The organism is Pseudooceanicola profundi (assembly GCF_050897955.1).
Taxonomy (GTDB): domain Bacteria; phylum Pseudomonadota; class Alphaproteobacteria; order Rhodobacterales; family Rhodobacteraceae; genus Pseudooceanicola.
Genome location: NZ_JBPAXZ010000001.1, coordinates 21,994 through 41,733, shown reverse-complemented (window position 1 = coordinate 41,733; position 19,740 = coordinate 21,994). Strand labels below are relative to the sequence as shown.

Genomic DNA, 19,740 nt, shown 5'->3' with positions numbered 1-19,740 from the left:
CAGGGACGCGCGAGCTCAGCCCGACACGCCCTGGTTATGCTTGCGCGCCACCATGGATTTGGCGGTTTCCACAGCCACCGCGGCGTCACGGCAATAGGCGTCGGCCCCGATCGCCTTGCCGAACTCCTCGTTCAGTGGCGCGCCGCCGACAAGCACGATGTAATCGTCGCGGATGCCTTTTTCCACCATCGTATCGATGACAACCTTCATATAGGGCATCGTCGTGGTCAGCAGCGCCGACATCCCCAGAATGTCCGGCTGCTCTGCGTCCATGGCGTCGAGGTATTTTTCAACCGCATTGTTGATGCCCAGATCGATAACCTCAAACCCGGCGCCTTCCATCATCATCGCGACAAGGTTCTTGCCGATGTCGTGGATATCGCCCTTGACGGTCCCGATGACCATCTTGCCCATGCGCGGCGCGCCGGTCTCGACCAGCAGGGGCTTCAGAATGGCCATGCCCCCCTTCATCGCATTCGCCGCCAGCAGAACTTCGGGCACAAACAGAATGCCGTCCCGGAAGTCATTGCCGACGATCGTCATGCCGCCGACCAGCGCCTTGGTCAGAATGTCGTAAGGCGTCCACGACCGCTCCAGCAGGATATTGACGCCTTCTTCGATCTCTTCCTTCAGCCCGTCATAGAGATCGTCGAACATCTGTTCGACCAACTCGTCGTCATTCAGCTCCGACAGGATGATTTCGTCTTCTTCGTCCGACATGCGCATCTACCTTGCTTTGGGCTTGCACCGGCACTGGGCCTATCCCGATATCGTGACCCTGTTCTGCGAACGTCACGTGGCCGATTGCGACACCACATTGCATGAGACCGACTTTAGGCACTTTTAAAAGGGGTGGAACCGAAAATTTCTGTGCGATCATGGGGTAATCCGGCGCGGTGCATCCGGGCTCTTGCGTATGTTCGCTATATGTTCCATTCTGCGCCGGTCTCCTCCATCAGGACTGCGCCATGACCGACCAGACCATTGCCCCGGATGCACGCCGTGGTCGCGCGGCCGCCACAAACCTGACCGGCCGATACGAAAGATACGACCGCGTGTCGGAGCACGACGGCTGGGACATCCCCGAAGAGGTGACGCCCCTCAGGACCGAAGTCCGGGAGGAGGTGGCGCGCTCCATCATCGCCTATAACAAATCGCCCGATCTGCCCTTTGACCGTTCGATCAATCCCTACCGGGGCTGCGAACACGGCTGCATCTATTGCTTCGCCCGGCCCACACATGCCTATCTCGGCCTGTCTCCCGGGCTCGATTTTGAAACCCGGCTCACCGCGCGGCCCAATGCTGCGGAGGCGCTGGAGCGCGAGCTGCGCGCGCCCCGTTACCGCGTGGCCACCATCGTAATGGGCACCAATACCGATCCCTACCAGCCCGTGGAACGGGATCGCCGGATCACCCGCGCGTGCTTGGAAATCTTGAGGGATTACAACCATCCAGTCGCCATTGTTACGAAAGGAACGGGCATTCTGCGTGACCTAGACATCCTGTCGGATATGGCGGCAAAAGGCCTCGCCGCGGTCGGCATCTCCGTCACCAGCCTCGACGCAACGCTCTGCCGGGCGATGGAGCCGCGGGTGCCGCGTCCGGAAAAACGCCTCTCCACGATCCGCGCCCTGACCGGGGCCGGCATCCCCACCCGCATCATGATCTCGCCGATCGTCCCGGGCCTCACCGATCCGGAGCTCGAACATATCCTCGAAGCCGGCCGCGACCACGGCGCAACCTCTGCCAGCTGGATCATGTTGCGCCTCCCGCGCGAGGTCGCGCCCCTGGTCGAGGACTGGCTGCGCCAGCATCATCCCAACCGCGCCGAGAAGGTCCTGAACCGTCTGCGCGAAATGCACGGCGGACAGCTCTACGACGCGCAATGGGGCCGCCGCATGCGGGGGGAGGGCGTCTATGCCAAAATGATCGCCACCCGCTTCGACGCGGCCGTCCGGCGCCTCGGTCTGGCCACCCGGTCCCATACCCTCCGCACCGACCTCTTCGGCCCGCCGCCCCGAAAGGGCGATCAGCTCAGCCTTTTTGGCTGAGGTTCAGCACCGATTGCCATCTTCGTCGATGATCATCTCGCCGTCTTCCTTGAAAAGGGGACCTGGCGGCAATCTATCCAGCAGATCCAGCACCGTCTCGCTTGGACGGCAAAGACGGACACCTTTGGGGCTGCAGACAATTGGCCGGTTGACCAGCACAGGCTCTCTCAACATGGCATCAAGAAGCGCCTCGTCCGGAACGGCAGGGTCCAGCAATCCAAGCGCTTCGGCAGGTGATTTGGTGGTACGCAATGCGGTGCGGGGCGTCAGACCCGCCGCAGCGAACAGCGCCAGCAGCTGCGGGCGCGTCCAGCCTTCGGTCAGATAGTCGATCACGACAGGCTCGGCCCCGGATTTCCGGATGATGTCCAGAACATTGCGCGACGTCCCGCAAGCGGGATTGTGATGTATGACGATAGCCACGACAACTCCGTATTAAATTGGCAGACGCGCCCCGTGCGACCCGCGCTCCCGATAGGGGGTAGTGTCATATTGTGCCCGATAACATTTGGAGAAATGTGACGGAGAGGAAAACCCGCAGGCCAGCGCCACATTGATCACCGACATATCCGTCTGCATCAGCAGGTTGCGCGCCTTCTGCAGCCGCAGCTCCATATAATACCGCTTGGGCGAGCGGTTGAGGTAGCGACGGAACAGCCGTTCCAGCTGCCGGGTCGACATGCCAACCTCCGTCGCCAGCACGGCCGGGCTGATTGGCTCCTCGATATTGCGTTCCATCATCTGGATGACCAGGCTCAGCTTGGGATGGCGGACCCCGATCCGGGTCGGCACGGACAGCCGCTGTGTATCCTGATCGGTCCGGATCGAGGAATAGATCAGCTGATCGGCAACGGAATTGGCCAGATCCTCGCCGTTCTTATCCGCAATCAGCTTCAGCATCAGGTCGATCGACGCGGTGCCGCCCGCTGTCGTCATCCGCTGACCATCGACCGTGAATACGGATTTGGTCAGGATGACATCTTCAAATTCCTCGGCGAAACTGTCGTGGTTCTCCCAATGGATCGTCGCCCGTTTGCCATCCAGCAGCCCCGCCGTCGCCAGAACATGGCTTGCCGTGCACAGGCCCCCGATCGCCAGCCCGCGCCGCGCCTCGCGGCGGATCCAGTTCAGCATCACCTTGGTGCAGGCCTTCTGAACATCCAGACCGCCGCAGATGAGCACGGTATCGTCCCGGTTTAGCTCTCCAAGCGCATTGTCCGATGCAAATGTCGTCCCGGCCGAGCAGGAGACATTGGCGCCGCCCTCTGTCTGGATCTCCCAGCTATAGATCTTGCGCGCCGCCATGCGGTTGGCGATGCGCAGGCATTCTATGGCCGAGGCAAAGGACAGCAGCGAGAAATTGTCCAGAAGAACGAAAACGAAGTGATACTGCTTGTCCGACATCGGCTGGCCCGACACCCTGAGTAGTTGAACGATCCAAAATTCCTGTCACGCGTCTTAAACGACCGCAAGTGTCGTTTGCGGCCTTCCGACGTGCCAATGGCGATTTTCGCGGTAGCGCTCCCATCTTGCCTTGTCTATAACCCCGCGCACCAAGCAATCCGGCGGAGGAGCCCGACATGGCAAGCTGGCACAAGACCGACTGGCGCAAGAAACCACGCGTGCAGATGCCCGACTATCCCGACCAGGCCGCTCTCGAAGCGGTCGAGGCGAAGCTGTCGAAATATCCCCCGCTGGTTTTTGCGGGCGAGGCGCGCCGGTTGAAAGAGGCGCTCGGCCAGGCCGGCCGGGGTGAGGCCTTTGTCATGCAGGGCGGCGATTGCGCCGAAGCCTTTGACCAGTTCTCCGCCGACAGCATCCGCGACACCTTCAAGGTGATGCTGCAGATGGCCATGGTGCTGACCTTTGGTGCCAAGGTGCCTGTGGTGAAGATCGGCCGCATGGCTGGCCAGTTCGCCAAGCCGCGGTCGGCCCCGACCGAGGTCATCGATGGCGTCGAACTGCCCAGCTACCGTGGCGACATCATCAACGAGCTCGACTTCACACCCGAGGCGCGGATCCCGAACCCGGAAAAGATGCTGCAGGCCTACACGCAGGCGGCGGCGACGCTGAACCTGCTGCGCGCCTTTTCGACCGGCGGTTATGCCGATGTGAACGAGGTGCACCGCTGGACGCTGGGCTTTACCGAGTCGGACGAGGCCGAACGGTTCCGCGACATGGCCAACCGGATCACTGACACGCTGGATTTCATCCGCGCCGCGGGTGTGCATTCCGAACGCCAGCATGCGCTTCGCCAGGTGGATTTCTATACCTCGCACGAGGCGTTGCTGCTGGAATATGAAGAGGCGCTGGCACGAGTGGATTCCACCACGGGCAAATGGCTCGCGGGTTCGGGTCACATGATCTGGATCGGCGACCGCACCCGTCAGCCCGACGGGGCCCATGTCGAATTCTGCAGTGGTGTGCAGAACCCGATTGGCCTGAAATGCGGTCCGTCCATGACGGGCGATGACCTCAAGCTGCTGATTCAGAAGCTCAATCCGACCAATGAGATGGGCCGGCTGACCCTGATCGCACGTTTTGGCGCGGGCAAGGTCGGCGATCATCTTCCCGGTCTGATCGAAACTGTCCGTAGTGAGGGCGCCAATGTCGTCTGGGTCTGCGATCCGATGCACGGCAACACGATCAAGTCCAATTCCGGCTACAAGACCCGGCCGTTCGATGCGGTCCTGCAGGAAGTTCAGGGCTTCTTCGGGGTTCACAAGTCGATGGGCACCATCCCGGGCGGCGTGCATTTCGAAATGACGGGGCTGGATGTGACCGAATGCGTGGGCGGCCTAAAGGAGGTCACCTACGAAGACCTGAAGGATCGCTATCACACCGCCTGCGATCCCCGGCTGAACGCTTCGCAATCGCTGGAGCTGGCCTTCCTGATTGCAGAAGAACTGACCCAGATCCGCGAGGATCGTGTCGTCCGGGCGGGCTGAGCAAACCAGAAAGTAATGGCCCCCGGGGCAGGTTTAGGCCCCGGGGGTAAGATCTCGTCGGCGGATCACCGCGCCGTGACGGCGGTCAGATCAGCTTTCTGCGTCATGCACCAAGCGCAGGTAATGACGCCGCGTGGCGCGGCGGGCAGATGGCTCTGACCCTCGTCCGGCCTCTCCGGCAAAGGGCGCGCCTGTTTCTGCGAAACCGCCCGAAGGCGCCGTCTCGGGCTTGCGCGCCTTTGGGGCCGAACGCCCGGCAATATCGGCATCCTCTGCACCGTCATCGGGGATATGGGCATCCCCCAAAAGCGGCGACACCGACACATTGGTGATGCCAAACCGGCGCGGCGCCCGCCCGATCGTGCCACGGGTCACGAAACAGCCCAGAACCCTGGAAATATCGCCCAGATCGCTTTTCAGCGGCAGAAGGATCAAGCGTCCCTCCAACCCAGGTTTGCCCAGGGCGGTTTCCGCAACCACGTCGACAGTGACCCGGGCGGGATCGGAAAAGGCGGCCTCCAGTACATCAGCGATATCTCCACGCGCCTCCGGCGTGAAAAACGCTGAAAACGGCATGCCGCGAACTTCCATCCCCAGCAGGTCCGTCAGATGGGTGCCGGCAATCCGCAGCCGCCCCATCCCGGTGGCGATACGTTCCAGCACAAAGGCGTATTGCAACGCGTTTTCCATGCCGCGCGGGTCGACGTCAGACCGGCGCGGTACAAGCCGCCCGGCCCGCAGCGCGGTCCAGTACGCTTCGACTTCTCTGAGGGGCTGATAGTGAGCGTGGGAGGCGAACTGTGTCATTTCGACGACCGTGCCTGAACCGGATTTGTCCTGAGCCATGTCCTGAATCTTCCGTATTAATCCCGCAAAGTCATCTGTCTCGCCCCCGCAGACGTTAACAACCTAGCGCATAAGTATTGACTGATCATGAATATGCCACATTGCGGCCTTATTTGGCGAAATTCCTGTGCAAATGGTTAACGCATCGTCATCGCGGGGCTGGCCGGCGCGGCGATTAAGAATTTTCTGGACCGGTCAGGGGGCAGCGGTTAGCAGTCAAATAATAGTCTGAAAGTTAATTTTGATGCACCATTCGATGACCGGATTTGCGGCCACGCGGGGCGGCAACGATACTTATGGCTGGAGTTGGGACCTCAGGTCCGTCAACGCCAAGGGTCTCGACGTCCGGTTTCGTATCCCGGACTGGTTACCCGGGCTGGAGGCGCGGCTGCGCGCCAGGACGGCCGAGCGGATGGCGCGCGGCGGTATTACGGTGTCTCTGCGCATATCCCGTATATCCGTGGCGCCGGCCTATCAGCTGAACCAGGAAATTCTGGATCAGCTTCTGTCGACCCTGTCGCAGATCGAAGCCCGGGCAGGGGCGGCAGGGGTGGCGCTGACGCCGGCGTCGGTTGCCGATGTCCTCAATCAGCGGGGTGTCATGGAACAGGCCGCGGCCGAAGATGACACAACCGGGCTGATGGAGGACCTCATGTCCACCTTCGCCATCGCTCTGGAAGAGCTGGCGACGATGCGGGCGCAGGAGGGCCGGGTTCTGCGGGAACTCCTCCTTGGCCATGTCGCGCGGATCGAAACTCTGGTGGGCGAGGCCGTTGCCCTTGTCGTCGGGCGCCGCACCGATATCGCGGCCTCGACGCGGGAAGCGCTGCGCAAGGTTGCCTCTGCCGAGGTGCAGTTCGACCCCCAGCGGCTGGAACAGGAACTGGCCCTGATTGCCGTGAAGACCGACATCACCGAAGAGCTCGACCGGCTCACCGCCCATGTCGCCGCAGCGCGCGATCTGCTCGACAGCGACGGGCCCGCAGGGCGCCGGATGGATTTCCTGGCGCAGGAATTCAACCGGGAGGCCAACACGCTCTGTTCCAAGTCTCAGCACCCGGAACTGACCACGATCGGGCTCGACCTCAAGGCGGCGATCGACCAGATGCGCGAACAGGTTCAGAACCTGGAATGACCCGGCCTGCCGCCGCCGGGCGCTTGCGGTGATCTGCGAAAGATGCCAATGGCGGTGCAGGCATCATCTGGAAAGACTTCATCCATGACGAGCAAAGCGACGCGGCGCGGCCTGCTGATCATCCTGTCGTCGCCCTCCGGCGCCGGCAAATCGACCCTCGCCGGACGATTGCGCGCCTGGGACGACAGCATCGCCTTTTCCGTCTCTGCCACGACCCGCCCGCCGCGTCCGGGCGAAGTGGACGGGCGCGAATATCATTTCATGGACGTGGCGGCCTTCAAAAGCCAGGTGGCCAGTGGCGACATGCTGGAACATGCCCATGTGTTCGGCAACTTTTACGGCTCGCCCAGGGCGGCCGTGCAGGAGGCCATCGACGCAGGCCGTGACGTGCTGTTCGACATCGACTGGCAGGGCGCGCAGCAAATCAGGAATTCCGCTCTGGGTCAGCATACCCTGTCGATTTTCCTGCTTCCGCCTTCGATCACCGAACTTCATCGCAGGCTGAAGCAACGCGGTCAGGACAGCGAAGAGGTGATCGCCCGTCGCATGCAGAAAAGCTGGGACGAGATCAGCCACTGGGACGCCTATGATTACGTGCTGGTCAATGACGATCTGGACGCAACCGAGACGCGCCTGCGGTCCATTCTCAGCGCGGCCCGCCTGCGCCGCACCCAGCAGCCCGGTCTGACCGAACACATCCGTAAACTTCATCAGGAATTCGAGGAAACGAGATGACCCTATACGCCCTGGATGGACTGGAACCTGTTACGCCGGATGACAATGACTTCTGGGTCGCGCCCGACGCCAATGTCATCGGCCGGGTGATCCTGGAAAGCGGCACCTCGGTCTGGTTCGGGGCCACGCTGCGGGGCGACAATGAACCCATCCGCATCGGTCGCGGATCGAACGTGCAGGAAAACACGGTCATGCATACCGATGCCGGTTGCCCCCTGACGATCGGCGAGAACTGTACGATCGGGCACAAGGCCATGCTGCACGGCTGTACGGTCGGGGATAATTCGCTGATCGGTATGGGGGCGACGGTGCTGAACAATGCCGTCATCGGCAGGAATTGCCTGATCGGGGCCGGGGCACTGGTGACCGAGGGCAAGGTGATCCCCGACAATTCGATGGTTCTGGGCAGCCCCGGTCAGGTGGTCAAGCAGTTGGGCCCTGACTGGGAAGCGCGGCTAAAAGCCTCGGCGCTGCATTATCAGGACAATATGCGCCGGTTCCGCACCGGCCTGACCGCGCTCTGACGGCGGAGTTTCGAGGATGACAGAGGCGTTTCTGACCCAGCTGCTGGACGCGATCCCGCTGGCGGCGGTCCTGATCGGGCGCGGCGAGCGTATCCTGGCCAGCAATGCCCAGGCGCGCAGTCTTCTGGGCTCTGCCATTGTCGGGCGGCATTTTATCACCGCGATCCGCCACCCGGCGGTACTGGATGCGGTCGAAGGCTGCCTGCGGGACGGAAACTCGCGCCGGACCCGTCACCTGAGCAGCGAATCCGGCCGTGACCTGACCTATAACGTCACGGCCTCCCGGATTGATCTGGGGGTAGGGGAGGGCGTGCTTCTCTGTTACGAGGATGTCACCTCGTTGGAGCAGGCGGGACAGATGCGGCGGGACTTCGTGGCCAATGTCAGTCATGAACTGCGCACCCCTCTGACCGCTTTGCTGGGCTTTATCGAAACGCTGCGGGGACCGGCCCGCAACGATCCGGCGGCGCAGGACAGGTTCCTCACGATCATGGAACGGGAAGCGCACCGGATGGAGCGCCTTGTGCGCGATCTTCTGTCACTCAGCCGGGTGGAGGCAGAGGAACGTGTGCGCCCCAAGGACCGCGTGGATCTCGGCGGTCTGGCGACCTCGGTTGCGCGGGCTTTGGAACCTGTGGCGCAGGAATCGGACGTGAAGATCGAGGTCGATCTCGCCGGGGTCGACATGAAGATCCCCGGCGACGAGGATCAGCTGCGCCAGGTCATGACAAACCTCATCGAGAATGGTGTGAAATACGGTGGCCCCGGCAAAACGGTGAGCGTATCGATTTCCCGGGCCGAGGTCGTGCCGGCCCTCCGGGGCCCCGGGATCGAGATCACCGTGGCGGATCAGGGTCCGGGGATCGAGCTAGTCCACCTGCCGCGGCTGACCGAACGGTTTTACCGCGTCGATTCGCACCGCTCCCGTGAAATGGGCGGCACCGGGCTGGGTCTGGCCATCGTGAAGCATATTGTGAACAGGCATCGCGGCCGGCTCAGGATCGACAGTGAACCGGGGGCGGGCAGCCGTTTCACCATCTCCCTGCCGCTGGACTGAACCCGTTAATACTGCGTAAACGTTTCATGAATTTCGGCTTGCGTGACCCGTGACCCACGCGGAGGGCCGCGCGGAAATTCTTATGCCGGATCAGTAATTTTTGGCATTTCCGCAAGGTCATGCCGACTGTCGTAAAACTGTTACGTAACCGTCACAAAAGCATAATGCGCTGTCACTAGGACGGCACCAGGGTCACCGGGGATGGTGGCCAATACACACATGTCTGGGAGCAATCCATGTCCATGATGAAACTGACCGCCTCTGCCCTGGCGATCGCTGCTGTTTCCGCAACCGCCGCAACCGCCCGTGATCAGGTGCAGGTTGCCGGTTCCTCCACCGTTCTGCCCTACGCGTCGATCGTCGCCGAGGCCTTCGGCGAAAACTTCGACTTCCCGACGCCCGTCGTCGAATCCGGCGGTTCCTCCGCTGGCCTCAAGCGCTTCTGCGAAGGTGTTGGCGAGAACACCATCGACGTTGCCAACGCATCGCGTGCCATCCGTGAAAAAGAAATCAAAGCCTGCGCCGAAGCTGGTGTCACTGACATCATCGAAGTCCGCATCGGTTACGACGGGATCGTGTTCGCATCCCAGCTGAACGGCCCCGACTACTCCGCGTTTGAGCCCGCCGACATCTACAACGCCCTGGCGCCCAAAGTTGTCGTCGACGGCGAGCTGGTCGACAACACCTTCACCAAGTGGACCGACTTCAACGCCGATCTGCCGGACGAAGAAATCCTGGCCTTCATCCCGGGCACCAAGCACGGCACCCGTGAAGTGTTTGAAGAAAAAGTTCTGGCCGCCGGCTGTGAAGCCACCGGCGCACTGGAAGCCATGGTTGCTGCCGGCATGAGCGAAGACGACGCGGAAGATGCCTGCATCGCGGTCCGCACCGACGGTAAGTCCGTGGACATCGACGGCGACTACACCGAAACGCTGGCCTCCATCGACAGCAATGCAAACGGCATCGGCATCTTCGGCCTGGCGTTCTACGAGAACAACACCGACAAGCTGAAAGTCGCGACCATGTCCGGCGTAGCACCCTCGACCGAGACCATCTCGACCGGTGAATACCCGGTGTCCCGCCCGCTGTTCTTCTACGTGAAGAAAGCCCACATCGGCGTGATCCCCGGCCTGAAAGAATACGCAGAGTTCTTCGTCTCTGACGACATGGCAGGCCCCTCCGGCCCGCTGTCCGAGTACGGCCTGGTCTCCGACCCGGAACTGTCGGAAACCCAGTCGTCGGTGTCCGAAGAAAAGACCATGGGCTCCAACATGTAATTGGACCCCGGAGCGGCGCCTCATCGGTGCCGCTCCAGCCTCCGGCCTGGCCGGTTTCTGCTGTCTTATCCATCCGGGAAATATCTCATGTCGGCTTTCTGGACCCTTGTCATTGTTCTTGTTCTGGCCGCCATCGGATATGTCCTGGGACGGTCCCGCGCCATGACCTCTGCGGGCGGCGACGCGCGTCACCTGCATTCACTGCCCACCTATTACGGCTTCAACGCGGCCCTGTTCGTGATCATTCCGGCGTTTGGGTTGCTGCTGGTCTGGCTGCTTGTGCAGCCGATGCTCATCACCGGCCAGGTCCGGTCGCTGATCCCCGAAGCCAACTATTCCGACAGCGGCGGCCTGTCGCTGATCATGTCGGATGTCCGGCGTGTCGCCGAGGGCCTCGACCTTGCCGTGGAGCGCGGTGCGCTGACCTCTGATCAGGCCGGCTCCATCCGGACCGAATTTACCAATGTCCGCGATCGCCTGGGCGAGGTTGGCGTTGCCATCGGCTCTGACGTGCAGTCCTACGTGCTGCGCGCGGCGCAGAAATACCGGTCCATGAGCGCGACCGGCAATCTGATCCGGACCATTCTGGTTCTCGCCGTGGCGCTTGGTGGCCTGGCGCTGTCGCTGAAACGGACCGACAAGGATTTCCGCGCCCGCAATGTGGTGGAAAAGGTCGTCCTTGCGCTGCTGATCTTTGCCGCATCCATCGCCATCATGACCACGATCGGTATCGTCCTGTCGCTGGTCGGCAATACGGCCCGCTTCTTCACGCTCTACCCCTGGACCGAGTTCTTCTTTGGCGCCACATGGGCCCCGTCCTTCGGCGGCGGGTCAGAGCTGGGGATCATCCCGCTCTTCTGGGGCACGTTCTACATCTCGATCATCGCGCTCGCCGTGGCGGTTCCGATCGGATTGTTCGCGGCGGTCTACCTCTCTGAATATGCCTCGCCGGCGGTGCGCGCCTTTGCCAAGCCGCTGCTGGAGGTGCTGGCCGGGATCCCGACCATCGTCTACGGTCTGTTTGCCCTGCTGACGGTCGGCCCGGCGCTGGTGTCGATTTTCGGACCCAATGCGCTTGGCTGGATGGGCGGCTCCCGCGCGGTCATGACCGCAGGCCTCGTCATGGGCATCATGCTGATCCCCTTCGTGTCCTCGCTGTCCGACGATATCATCAACTCCGTGCCTCAGGCGATGCGCGACGGCTCGCTTGGGCTGGGCGCGACAAAATCGGAAACGATCCGCCAGGTGGTCCTGCCGGCCGCGCTGCCGGGCATTGTCGGCGCCATTCTGCTGGCCGCCAGCCGCGCCATCGGTGAGACGATGATCGTGGTCCTTGGGGCAGGCGCCGCGGCCCGGCTTTCCATGAACCCCTTTGAGGCAATGACCACGGTTACAGCAAAAATCGTGTCGCAGCTGACAGGCGATGCCGACTTTGCCTCGCCCGAGGCGCTCGTGGCCTTCGCGCTTGGCATGACACTGTTTGTGATCACCCTCTGCCTGAACATCTTCGCGCTCTGGATCGTGCGCAAATACCGGGAGCAATACGAATGACCGACGCCACCGTGACCCCCGGCGCTTCCGGTGCCGAACCGCGCAAGTCCTCCTCACTGCTGACCCTCGACGCGCGCGTCAAGAAGCGCAACGCGGCAGAGGCCCGGTTCAAGGCTTACGGCATTGCTGCCGTGTCCATCGGCCTGATCTTTCTGGTGCTGCTGCTCGTCGCGATCATCCGCAATGGCGTACCGGCCTTCACCCAGACCTTCATGACCATCCCGGTCGAGCTCTCGGCCGAGAAGCTGGACAAGGACGGCACCGGAGACCTGGAAAAGATCGCCAAAGTGTCGACCTTCGGCTACAAGCCGATCCTCGTCACCGCGATGGAGACGACGCTGGAAGCCCAGGGCATCGACATGCCCTTCGAGAAGGCGAGCGATCTGGAAAAGATGGTCTCCGCCTCTGCACTGGCGCAGATGCGCGACTACGTTCTGGCCAATCCCGATCAGATCGGCAAAACGGTCCATTTCCGGCTGCTGGCCTCGTCCCGCGTGGACGGCTACCTCAAAGGCCGCGTGTCCCGTGAAGACCTCGCCCGCGACAAGAACCTCGATGCAGAGCATCTCGACATCACCGATGCCATGGCCGAGGCCGGTATCCTGCAGCGCGAATTCAACTGGGATTTCATCCTGGGCGCGGATGCGTCGGAAAGCCGGCCGGAACAGGCAGGGATCGGTGTCTCGATGCTGGGCTCGCTCTTCATGATGCTTGTGGTGCTTCTGCTGGCTCTGCCCATCGGCGTCGCGGCCTCTATCTACCTTGAGGAATTTGCACCGAAAAATCGCTGGACCGACCTGATCGAGGTGAATATCTCCAACCTCGCCGCCGTGCCGTCGATTGTCTTCGGTATCCTGGGCCTCGCCGTTTTCATCCAGTTCGCCCATCTGCCGCAATCCGCGCCGCTGGTTGGCGGTCTGGTGCTGACGCTGATGACCCTGCCGACGATCATCATCTCCACCCGCGCCTCGCTGAAGGCCGTGCCGCCCTCGATCCGTGACGCGGCGCTTGGGGTAGGGGCCTCCAAGATGCAGTCGGTTTTCCACCATGTGCTGCCGTTGGCCATGCCGGGCATCCTGACCGGGACGATCATCGGTCTGGCGCAGGCCCTTGGCGAAACCGCGCCGCTGCTGCTGATCGGGATGGTGGGCTTCATCGCCTCCAACTACCCCGAAGGGCTGGCCTCCGGCTTCCTCTCGCCGAACTCGGCCATGCCGGCGCAGATTTACGAATGGGCCAAGCGGGCCGACCCGGCCTATTACGAACGGGCCTGGGGCGGCATCATTATCCTGCTGCTGTTCCTGATGACCATGAACATCATTGCTATCATCCTCCGTCGCCGGTTTGAGCGCCGCTGGTAAATATGGGAGAAGTAACCATGTATGACGCCCCCGCATCGGAGCAAAAAGTGACGACCAAGGAAACCAAGATCGCAGCCAACAAGGTGCAGGTCTATTATGGTGAGACCCACGCCATCAAAGACGTGGATGTTCAGATCGAAGACAAGACCGTGACGGCCTTCATCGGCCCGTCGGGCTGCGGCAAATCCACCTTCCTGCGCTGCCTGAACCGGATGAACGATACGATCGACATCTGTAAGGTGAAGGGCGAGATCCTGCTGGACGGAGAAGACATCTACGACCCCAAGGTCGACCCGGTGCAGCTGCGCGCCAAGGTCGGCATGGTCTTTCAGAAGCCGAACCCGTTCCCCAAGTCGATCTACGACAATATCGCCTATGGTCCCCGGATCCACGGTCTGGCCAAGAACAAGGCCGATCTGGATGAGATCGTTGAGAAATCCCTGCGTCGCGGCGCCATCTGGGATGAGGTGAAGGACCGTCTGCATGCCCCCGGCACCGGCCTGTCCGGCGGTCAGCAGCAGCGTCTCTGCATCGCCCGCGCTGTGGCAACGGAGCCCGAGGTGCTGCTGATGGACGAGCCGTGCTCCGCGCTCGACCCCATCGCCACCGGCCAGGTCGAGGAGCTGATCGACGAGCTGCGCGCGAACTACTCGGTCGTGATCGTCACGCACTCCATGCAGCAGGCCGCCCGCGTGTCGCAGAAAACCGCCTTCTTCCACCTGGGCAACCTCGTGGAATTCGGGGAAACCGGCCAGATCTTTACCAATCCGGTTGATCCCCGCACCGAAAGCTACATCACCGGCCGTATCGGCTGAACGCACGCCAAATCAGTCCTGGGAGGACACCATGGCAGAGCAGCATATCGCTTCCGCATTCGACCGCGACCTGGAAACCGTTCAGGCGCGGATCATGAAAATGGGCGGGCTCGTCGAGACCGCCATCCTCGACGCAGCCCAGTCGCTGGAAACCCGCGACGAAGAGCTGGCTGAAAAGGTCAGGGCAGGGGACAAGGCCATCGATGCCTTGGAAGAGATGATCAACGAAGAGGCCGCCCGCCTGATTGCCCTGCGCGCGCCCACGGCGTCCGATCTGCGGATCGTGCTGTCGGTGATGAAGATCTCGGCCAATCTGGAACGGATCGGCGACTATGCCAAGAACATGGCCAAGCGCACCTCGATCCTGTCGAACATGTCCCCGATTCACGGCTCCCAGGCGGCGTTGCGTCGTATGGCACGCGAAGTGAATGAAATGCTCAAGGACGCGCTGGACAGCTATATTCAGCGCGATGTGAGCAAGGCGCGCGACGTCATTGCCCGGGATTCCGATGTCGACCAGATGTATAATGCACTGTTTCGCGAATTCCTGACCTTCATGATGGAAGATCCGCGCAATATCACCGCCTGCATGCATCTGCATTTCATGGCCAAGAACACAGAGCGTATGGGGGACCACGTGACCTCTATCGCCGAACAGGTCATCTATCTGGTCACCGGGACCACGCCCGATGATTCCCGGCCGAAACAGGATTTGACCTCGACCGATCAGGCATTATCGCCGCAGCTCGGCTCGTAACAACGGAACCAACGAACCATGCCAGACCAGCCCACAGTCCTTGTGGTCGAAGACGAACCGGCACAGCGCGAAGTCTTGTCCTATAACCTCGAAGCGGAAGGCTTTGCCGTGTTCCGCGCCGAGAACGGAGAAGAGGCGCTGATGCTGGTGAATGAAGCTGCGCCAGACATCATTCTGCTCGACTGGATGTTGCCCAATGTCTCCGGCATCGAAGTCTGCCGTCAGCTCAAGATGCGGACCGAGACGCGCGGCGTTCCTGTGATCATGCTGTCCGCCCGATCCGAAGAGGTCGACCGGGTGCGCGGTCTTGAAACCGGCGCCGATGACTACGTCGTCAAACCGTATTCTGTGATCGAGCTGATGGCCCGCGTGCGCGCACAGCTGCGCCGGACCCGTCCGGCAACTGTTGGCGAACGGCTGGAATATGAGGACATCATCCTCGACAGCGAAACGCATCGCGTGACCCGTGACAGCCAGGTGCTCAAGCTCGGGCCGACGGAATTCCGTTTGCTGACGACTTTCATGGAAAAACCGGGCCGCGTCTGGAGCCGGGAGCAGCTGCTCGACCGCGTCTGGGGCCGTGACATCTATGTCGACACCAGAACCGTCGATGTCCATATCGGGCGTCTGCGCAAAGCTTTGTGCCAGTACGGTGGGAATGATCCTCTCAGGACCGTAAGGGGGGCCGGTTACGCCCTTGGCTGACCGGTTCATGACATCCTAGGTTAAACGTATAATTGGTATTATGGTAAATCAATTGCCCTGATGCCACGCGTGCAGTCAATTTTGACGGCCGCCGTGGCTCAGGCGACGAGAGACTTCATTTTCCTGTGAAACCGGGATAGCCTCTGCGTCAGAGCGCGCTGAGCTGTTGTGTAGCTCCCCCGCGCATGAATTCGAGAGCTTTGAAGTCAATGGGAATCGATACGGACCTGCCTCCGTCAGACCTGCCTGCCTCAGTGTCGTCAGCAGCGTCGCGGCGTGACTACCTTGAACGCCTGACCAACACCCAGAGCATTCAAGAGCTGTGGCAGCTTCATTGTGAGCAGATGGCGGCCTTTGGTTTCGACCGGCTGATCTATGGCTTCACCCGGTATCGCACCGCGACCTCGCTGGGCGATCCCGAGGATTTCGTGATCCTGTCCAACCACTCCGAAGAATACACCGATCATTTCCTCGGTGACGGCCTCTATTTCCACGCGCCGATGGTCCGCTGGGCGCTGGAACACGAAGGCGCCTGTTCCTGGGCGATCCTAGCGGAAATGGCCAACAGCGGCACGCTGACCGAAAGCGAACGGCGTGTGATCGAATTCAATCGCAAGCACGATGTAACTCAGGGATATTCCATAAGTTTTCGCTCGATCTCGCCACGCACCAAGGGCGCGATCGCGCTGACCGGGCGGGCCGATCTGAGCCAGGAGGACATCGACCAGACCTGGGCGCGCTATGGTCGCGATATCGTCGTGATGAACAATGTCGCGCATCTCAAGATCCTCACCCTGCCCTATGCCGGCCCCGCGCGCGGCCTGACGCCCAGACAGCGCGAAGCTCTGTCCTGGGTTGGCGACGGCAAGACAACCGCGGATATTGCGCTGCTCATGGGGCTGACCTCCGCCACGGTCGAAAAACATCTGCGGCTGGCGCGTGAAGCGCTGAATGTGGAAACAACCGCCCAAGCCGTGTTGAAAGCCGCATTCCTCAATCAGATGTACGTTCTGGAAAACTGATTAATTTCAGACTCTTGCGAGGAGTTCTTCGGATTCGTTCCGATCGGCTTTTACCAGATGGTAAGGATTCCCATACTTTTCTGACGTAGCGTAAATTGGCAAGTTGACCAAGTTCCGTGAGTGGTGGCAATTGAGCCATGGAACATGCAGCCCGCACCCCCCGACATTCCGGGGCTCTGCGGTGTTGTCCGGGAAACCGGAGCCGGTCGGGGATGTATTGGTCCGTTCCTGACCGGCATTCGGCTGGCCTCTTTCATCCCCGTTTCGGGGTCGGTCGACAAAGGCGGTGCCGTATGTCCACGGCACCGCCTTTTCACTTGAAATTCCGCGCAATAATCAGAAATATCAGAGTGTTACAGATTTGGGAAGATCGCGCCATGACGGCCAATCTGACACAGTCTCCGGATGGTCTGCACAGATGCGCCTGGGTAGCCCAGACCGAAGACTTCATAACCTATCACGACCTCGAATGGGGCTTTCCCATTGCAGATGACAGGCACCTGTTTGAAAAACTATGCCTTGAGAGTTTTCAGTCGGGCCTGAGCTGGCGCACCATTCTGTCAAAGCGAGAGAATTTTCGTTCTGCGTTTGAAAACTTCGACATGCAGGCGGTGGCTAAGTTCACGGATAAAGACAGAACGCGCCTTCTGAGCGATGCTGGCATTATCCGGCATCGGGGCAAGATAGACGCCGTCATCAACAATGCGCAGCGCGCGCTGGAGCTTGTGGCAGAGACAGGCACCCTCGCCGCCTATGTCTGGTCCTATGAGCCCAAACCGGAGGAACTGGGGCAGCCGCAGGCGCTGACCATGTCGGCCTCCTCCCATGCCATGTCCAAAGACCTCAAGAAGCGCGGCTGGAAATTCGTGGGGCCCACCACCGTTTTCGCTTTCATGCAGTCCATGGGCCTGCTCAACGACCATGCGGAGGGCTGCTGTATGCGTCAGCCTTGCGATGAGGCCCGCGCCGCGTTTCAAAGGCCGGTCTGATCACGTCAGACGGGCTGGACGCCGACACGCAGCACGCACCAATGAAAAAGGCCGGAGCATTGCCCCGGCCCTTCCAAATCCATGAAAGCAGGATCAGCCGCGTGCGGTGGCCGCAACTTCGGCTGCGAAATCCTCGACCTTCTTCTCGATGCCTTCGCCAACTTCGAGGCGGACATAGCCGAGGATCTCGACACCGGCCTCTTTGGCGGCGGCACCGACGGTCAGGTCGGGGTTCACGACAAACGCCTGATTGACCAGCGTGATTTCGGCCAGGAACTTCTTCATACGGCCTTCGATCATCTTCTCGATCACAGCTTCCGGCTTGCCGGATTCGCGGGCGATATCGATCTGGATCGAACGTTCTTTCTCCACGACAGCCGGGTCAACATCGGCTTCGGTCAGCGCCTGCGGGCGCGGGTCGGCGGCGGCCACGTGCATGGCAACCTGACGGCCGAAATCTTCGTTGGCACCGCTCAGCGCAACCAGAACACCGATCTTGCCCATGCCGTCAGCAGCGGCATTGTGCACGTAGGACACGACCTGCGCGCCTTCGACGGCTTCCATCCGGCGCAGGGTCATGTTCTCGCCGATGGTGGCGATCTTGTCGGTGATGGTGTCCTCGACGCTCTTGCCGCCCAGGTCCTTGCCCTTCAGGTCTTCGACGTCGGAGGCGGTCAGCGCGGCACCGGCAATGGCTTTCACCATGGTCTGGAACTCTGCGTTCTTGCCGACGAAGTCGGTTTCGGAGTTCACTTCGACAGCGACGCCTTTGCCACCGTCAACCGCCACGGCAACGAGGCCCTCGGCAGCGGTACGGCCAGCTTTCTTGGCGGCTTTCGCCAGGCCTTTGGTGCGCAGCCAGTCAACGGCGGCGTCCATGTCGCCATCGGTCTCGGTCAGCGCTTTTTTCGCATCCATCATGCCTGCGCCGGTCATTTCGCGCAGTTCTTTCACCTGTGCAGCAGTGATCGCCATATCGGCTCTCCTCAAGTCTCTGAAATAGGTATTGGTCGCGGGCGTACCCGCGACCGGTGACGGTTGTATGACGGCTCCGCCCTGCCCTGAGGCTTACGCCTCTGCAGCTTCCTCGAGGGTTTCCTCTTCCGGAGCTTCCTCAAACGCGCCGACATCGACACCGGCGGCGCCCAGCTGGGCGGTCATGCCGTCCAGAGCGGCGCGGGAGGCCAGGTCACAGTAGAGAGAGATCGCACGGGCCGCGTCGTCATTGCCCGGGATGATGTAATCCACGCCATCGGGGGAGCAGTTGGTGTCGACCACGGCCACAACCGGGATGCCCAGCTTGTTGGCTTCTGCGATCGCCAGCTGCTCTTTCTTGACGTCGATGACAAACAGCAGATCGGGAACGCCGCCCATTTCGCGGATCCCGCCGAGGGAGGCGGTCAGCTTCTCCTGGTCACGCTCCATGCCCAGACGCTCTTTCTTGGTCAGGCCTTCTGCGCCACCGGCGAGCTTCTCGTCGATTTCCTTCAGACGGTTGATCGACTGGGAGACGGTCTTCCAGTTGGTCAGCGTGCCACCGAGCCAGCGGTGGTTCATGTAGTACTGTGCGCATTTCTCGGCGGCTTCGGCGATCGGCGCGGAGGCCTGACGCTTGGTGCCGACAAACAGCACGCGGCCGTTTTTCGCGACGGTTTCGCGGATGACATTCAGAGCAGCGTCCAGCATCGGGACGGTCTGCGTCAGGTCCATGATGTGGATGCCGTTGCGCGCACCGTAGATGAACTCGCCCATACGGGGGTTCCAGCGCTGCGTCTGGTGGCCAAAGTGAACGCCGGCTTCAAGCAGCTGGCGCATGGTGAACTCGGGAAGAGCCATGTCCTATATCCTTTCCGGTTTTCGCCTCGGCGGGGGTAGACCTGTTGGTCAACCGGTGGACCCTCGGGGATGTCTCCCCCTCGGGCCCGACCCCGCCTGCGGAGTTGAGTGGCGGTGCCTTACCCCCGGAT

The 19,740-nt window shown here is 61.5% G+C and carries 21 protein-coding genes; 15 read left to right on the top strand and 6 right to left on the bottom strand.

The genetic code is table 11. The features are described 5' to 3' along the window. Positions 1-15: 15 nt before the first annotated feature. Complete coding sequence (locus ACRARG_RS00215) at positions 16-720, bottom strand: cobalamin B12-binding domain-containing protein (RefSeq protein WP_432687963.1); 705 nt, start codon at positions 718-720, stop codon at positions 16-18. Between ACRARG_RS00215 and ACRARG_RS00210 the strand changes: the two genes are divergently transcribed. Next, positions 719-847 (top strand): hypothetical protein, encoded by a 129-nt coding sequence (locus tag ACRARG_RS00210; protein ID WP_432687962.1) that lies wholly within the window; start codon positions 719-721, stop codon positions 845-847. The two genes, ACRARG_RS00215 and ACRARG_RS00210, sit on opposite strands and share 2 nt — an antisense overlap. A gap of 121 nt (positions 848-968) precedes the next feature. Continuing rightward, positions 969-2,051: a PA0069 family radical SAM protein gene (locus tag ACRARG_RS00205; protein ID WP_432687960.1), complete on the top strand. Its 1,083-nt coding sequence runs from the start codon at positions 969-971 to the stop codon at positions 2,049-2,051. A gap of 3 nt (positions 2,052-2,054) precedes the next feature. Here ACRARG_RS00205 and arsC read toward each other — a convergent pair whose 3' ends face one another. Both arsC and ACRARG_RS00195 read right to left on the bottom strand, forming a co-directional pair. Continuing rightward, positions 2,055-2,474, bottom strand: a complete 420-nt coding sequence (gene arsC / locus ACRARG_RS00200) for an arsenate reductase (glutaredoxin) (protein ID WP_432687959.1) — start codon at positions 2,472-2,474, stop codon at positions 2,055-2,057. A 12-nt stretch (positions 2,475-2,486) separates the two neighbouring features. Continuing rightward, the gene (locus ACRARG_RS00195; RefSeq protein ID WP_432687958.1) at positions 2,487-3,455 is read right to left on the bottom strand and encodes a GlxA family transcriptional regulator; all 969 of its coding nucleotides are present in this window, start codon (positions 3,453-3,455) and stop codon (positions 2,487-2,489) included. 176 nt (positions 3,456-3,631) lie between these two features. On the opposite strand from ACRARG_RS00195, the gene ACRARG_RS00190 reads away from it, so the two are divergent. Continuing rightward, positions 3,632-4,999 carry a class II 3-deoxy-7-phosphoheptulonate synthase gene (locus tag ACRARG_RS00190; RefSeq protein WP_432687957.1) on the top strand — a complete coding sequence of 456 codons (1,368 nt, stop codon included), beginning with the start codon at positions 3,632-3,634 and terminating at the stop codon, positions 4,997-4,999. 90 nt (positions 5,000-5,089) lie between these two features. Here the strand turns inward: ACRARG_RS00190 and ACRARG_RS00185 are convergent, their stop codons facing one another. Next, a complete protein-coding gene (locus ACRARG_RS00185; RefSeq protein WP_432687956.1) occupies positions 5,090-5,845 on the bottom strand; it encodes a PAS domain-containing protein in 756 nt (251 codons plus the stop codon). A gap of 256 nt (positions 5,846-6,101) precedes the next feature. Here ACRARG_RS00185 and ACRARG_RS00180 point away from each other — a divergent pair, with 256 nt between their 5' ends. The 12 genes from ACRARG_RS00180 (at position 6,102) to ACRARG_RS00125 (ending at position 17,773) form a co-directional block, all read left to right on the top strand. Beyond that, positions 6,102-6,980, top strand: coding sequence for a YicC/YloC family endoribonuclease (locus ACRARG_RS00180; RefSeq protein ID WP_432687954.1), 879 nt, complete (start codon positions 6,102-6,104; stop codon positions 6,978-6,980). 84 nt (positions 6,981-7,064) lie between these two features. Further along, the gene (gene gmk, locus ACRARG_RS00175; RefSeq protein ID WP_432687953.1) at positions 7,065-7,715 is read left to right on the top strand and encodes a guanylate kinase; all 651 of its coding nucleotides are present in this window, start codon (positions 7,065-7,067) and stop codon (positions 7,713-7,715) included. Next, entirely contained in the window at positions 7,712-8,239 is a 528-nt protein-coding gene (locus ACRARG_RS00170; protein ID WP_432687952.1) for a gamma carbonic anhydrase family protein, read from the top strand. The genes gmk and ACRARG_RS00170 overlap by 4 nt, the downstream gene beginning before the upstream one ends. 16 nt (positions 8,240-8,255) lie before the next feature. Then, the gene (locus ACRARG_RS00165) at positions 8,256-9,296 is read left to right on the top strand and encodes an ATP-binding protein (RefSeq protein ID WP_432687951.1); all 1,041 of its coding nucleotides are present in this window, start codon (positions 8,256-8,258) and stop codon (positions 9,294-9,296) included. A 236-nt stretch (positions 9,297-9,532) separates the two neighbouring features. Continuing rightward, entirely contained in the window at positions 9,533-10,573 is a 1,041-nt protein-coding gene (locus tag ACRARG_RS00160; RefSeq protein ID WP_432687950.1) for a substrate-binding domain-containing protein, read from the top strand. Between the two features lie 87 nt (positions 10,574-10,660). After that, complete coding sequence (pstC, locus tag ACRARG_RS00155) at positions 10,661-12,124, top strand: phosphate ABC transporter permease subunit PstC (RefSeq protein WP_432687949.1); 1,464 nt, start codon at positions 10,661-10,663, stop codon at positions 12,122-12,124. Then, entirely contained in the window at positions 12,121-13,485 is a 1,365-nt protein-coding gene (pstA, locus tag ACRARG_RS00150) for a phosphate ABC transporter permease PstA (protein WP_432687948.1), read from the top strand. Before pstC ends, pstA begins: the two co-directional genes overlap by 4 nt. 17 nt (positions 13,486-13,502) lie before the next feature. After that, a complete protein-coding gene (pstB, locus tag ACRARG_RS00145; protein ID WP_432687947.1) occupies positions 13,503-14,300 on the top strand; it encodes a phosphate ABC transporter ATP-binding protein PstB in 798 nt (265 codons plus the stop codon). 31 nt (positions 14,301-14,331) lie between these two features. Next, positions 14,332-15,057 (top strand): phosphate signaling complex protein PhoU, encoded by a 726-nt coding sequence (gene phoU, locus ACRARG_RS00140; RefSeq protein ID WP_432687946.1) that lies wholly within the window; start codon positions 14,332-14,334, stop codon positions 15,055-15,057. Between the two features lie 18 nt (positions 15,058-15,075). Next, a complete protein-coding gene (gene phoB, locus ACRARG_RS00135) occupies positions 15,076-15,762 on the top strand; it encodes a phosphate regulon transcriptional regulator PhoB (RefSeq protein WP_432687945.1) in 687 nt (228 codons plus the stop codon). Between the two features lie 209 nt (positions 15,763-15,971). Further along, positions 15,972-16,784 (top strand): LuxR family transcriptional regulator, encoded by an 813-nt coding sequence (locus ACRARG_RS00130; protein ID WP_432687944.1) that lies wholly within the window; start codon positions 15,972-15,974, stop codon positions 16,782-16,784. Between the two features lie 377 nt (positions 16,785-17,161). Then, the gene (locus tag ACRARG_RS00125; protein WP_432687943.1) at positions 17,162-17,773 is read left to right on the top strand and encodes a DNA-3-methyladenine glycosylase I; all 612 of its coding nucleotides are present in this window, start codon (positions 17,162-17,164) and stop codon (positions 17,771-17,773) included. Between the two features lie 93 nt (positions 17,774-17,866). Here ACRARG_RS00125 and tsf read toward each other — a convergent pair whose 3' ends face one another. Both tsf and rpsB read right to left on the bottom strand, forming a co-directional pair. Further along, positions 17,867-18,748 carry a translation elongation factor Ts gene (gene tsf / locus ACRARG_RS00120; protein ID WP_432687942.1) on the bottom strand — a complete coding sequence of 294 codons (882 nt, stop codon included), beginning with the start codon at positions 18,746-18,748 and terminating at the stop codon, positions 17,867-17,869. A 93-nt stretch (positions 18,749-18,841) separates the two neighbouring features. Next, the gene (gene rpsB / locus ACRARG_RS00115; RefSeq protein WP_432687941.1) at positions 18,842-19,609 is read right to left on the bottom strand and encodes a 30S ribosomal protein S2; all 768 of its coding nucleotides are present in this window, start codon (positions 19,607-19,609) and stop codon (positions 18,842-18,844) included. Between the last annotated feature and the right edge of the window lie 131 nt (positions 19,610-19,740).

Excerpts from the sequence above, each read along its gene's own strand:
- ACRARG_RS00185 (WP_432687956.1), bottom strand. The coding sequence starts at position 5,845 with ATGGCTCAGGACAAATCCGGTTCAGGCACGGTCGTCGAAATGACACAG.
- ACRARG_RS00130 (WP_432687944.1), top strand. The coding sequence starts at position 15,972 with ATGGGAATCGATACGGACCTGCCTCCGTCAGACCTGCCTGCCTCAGTG.
- pstC (WP_432687949.1), top strand. The coding sequence starts at position 10,661 with ATGTCGGCTTTCTGGACCCTTGTCATTGTTCTTGTTCTGGCCGCCATC.
- ACRARG_RS00125 (WP_432687943.1), top strand. The coding sequence starts at position 17,162 with ATGACGGCCAATCTGACACAGTCTCCGGATGGTCTGCACAGATGCGCC.
- phoU (WP_432687946.1), top strand. The coding sequence starts at position 14,332 with ATGGCAGAGCAGCATATCGCTTCCGCATTCGACCGCGACCTGGAAACC.
- ACRARG_RS00195 (WP_432687958.1), bottom strand. The coding sequence starts at position 3,455 with ATGTCGGACAAGCAGTATCACTTCGTTTTCGTTCTTCTGGACAATTTC.
- pstA (WP_432687948.1), top strand. The coding sequence starts at position 12,121 with ATGACCGACGCCACCGTGACCCCCGGCGCTTCCGGTGCCGAACCGCGC.
- ACRARG_RS00165 (WP_432687951.1), top strand. The coding sequence starts at position 8,256 with ATGACAGAGGCGTTTCTGACCCAGCTGCTGGACGCGATCCCGCTGGCG.
- ACRARG_RS00210 (WP_432687962.1), top strand. The coding sequence starts at position 719 with ATGCGCATCTACCTTGCTTTGGGCTTGCACCGGCACTGGGCCTATCCC.
- gmk (WP_432687953.1), top strand. The coding sequence starts at position 7,065 with ATGACGAGCAAAGCGACGCGGCGCGGCCTGCTGATCATCCTGTCGTCG.
- rpsB (WP_432687941.1), bottom strand. The coding sequence starts at position 19,609 with ATGGCTCTTCCCGAGTTCACCATGCGCCAGCTGCTTGAAGCCGGCGTT.
- ACRARG_RS00215 (WP_432687963.1), bottom strand. The coding sequence starts at position 720 with ATGTCGGACGAAGAAGACGAAATCATCCTGTCGGAGCTGAATGACGAC.
- ACRARG_RS00190 (WP_432687957.1), top strand. The coding sequence starts at position 3,632 with ATGGCAAGCTGGCACAAGACCGACTGGCGCAAGAAACCACGCGTGCAG.
- tsf (WP_432687942.1), bottom strand. The coding sequence starts at position 18,748 with ATGGCGATCACTGCTGCACAGGTGAAAGAACTGCGCGAAATGACCGGC.
- ACRARG_RS00160 (WP_432687950.1), top strand. The coding sequence starts at position 9,533 with ATGTCCATGATGAAACTGACCGCCTCTGCCCTGGCGATCGCTGCTGTT.
- ACRARG_RS00180 (WP_432687954.1), top strand. The coding sequence starts at position 6,102 with ATGACCGGATTTGCGGCCACGCGGGGCGGCAACGATACTTATGGCTGG.
- phoB (WP_432687945.1), top strand. The coding sequence starts at position 15,076 with ATGCCAGACCAGCCCACAGTCCTTGTGGTCGAAGACGAACCGGCACAG.
- ACRARG_RS00205 (WP_432687960.1), top strand. The coding sequence starts at position 969 with ATGACCGACCAGACCATTGCCCCGGATGCACGCCGTGGTCGCGCGGCC.
- pstB (WP_432687947.1), top strand. The coding sequence starts at position 13,503 with ATGTATGACGCCCCCGCATCGGAGCAAAAAGTGACGACCAAGGAAACC.
- ACRARG_RS00170 (WP_432687952.1), top strand. The coding sequence starts at position 7,712 with ATGACCCTATACGCCCTGGATGGACTGGAACCTGTTACGCCGGATGAC.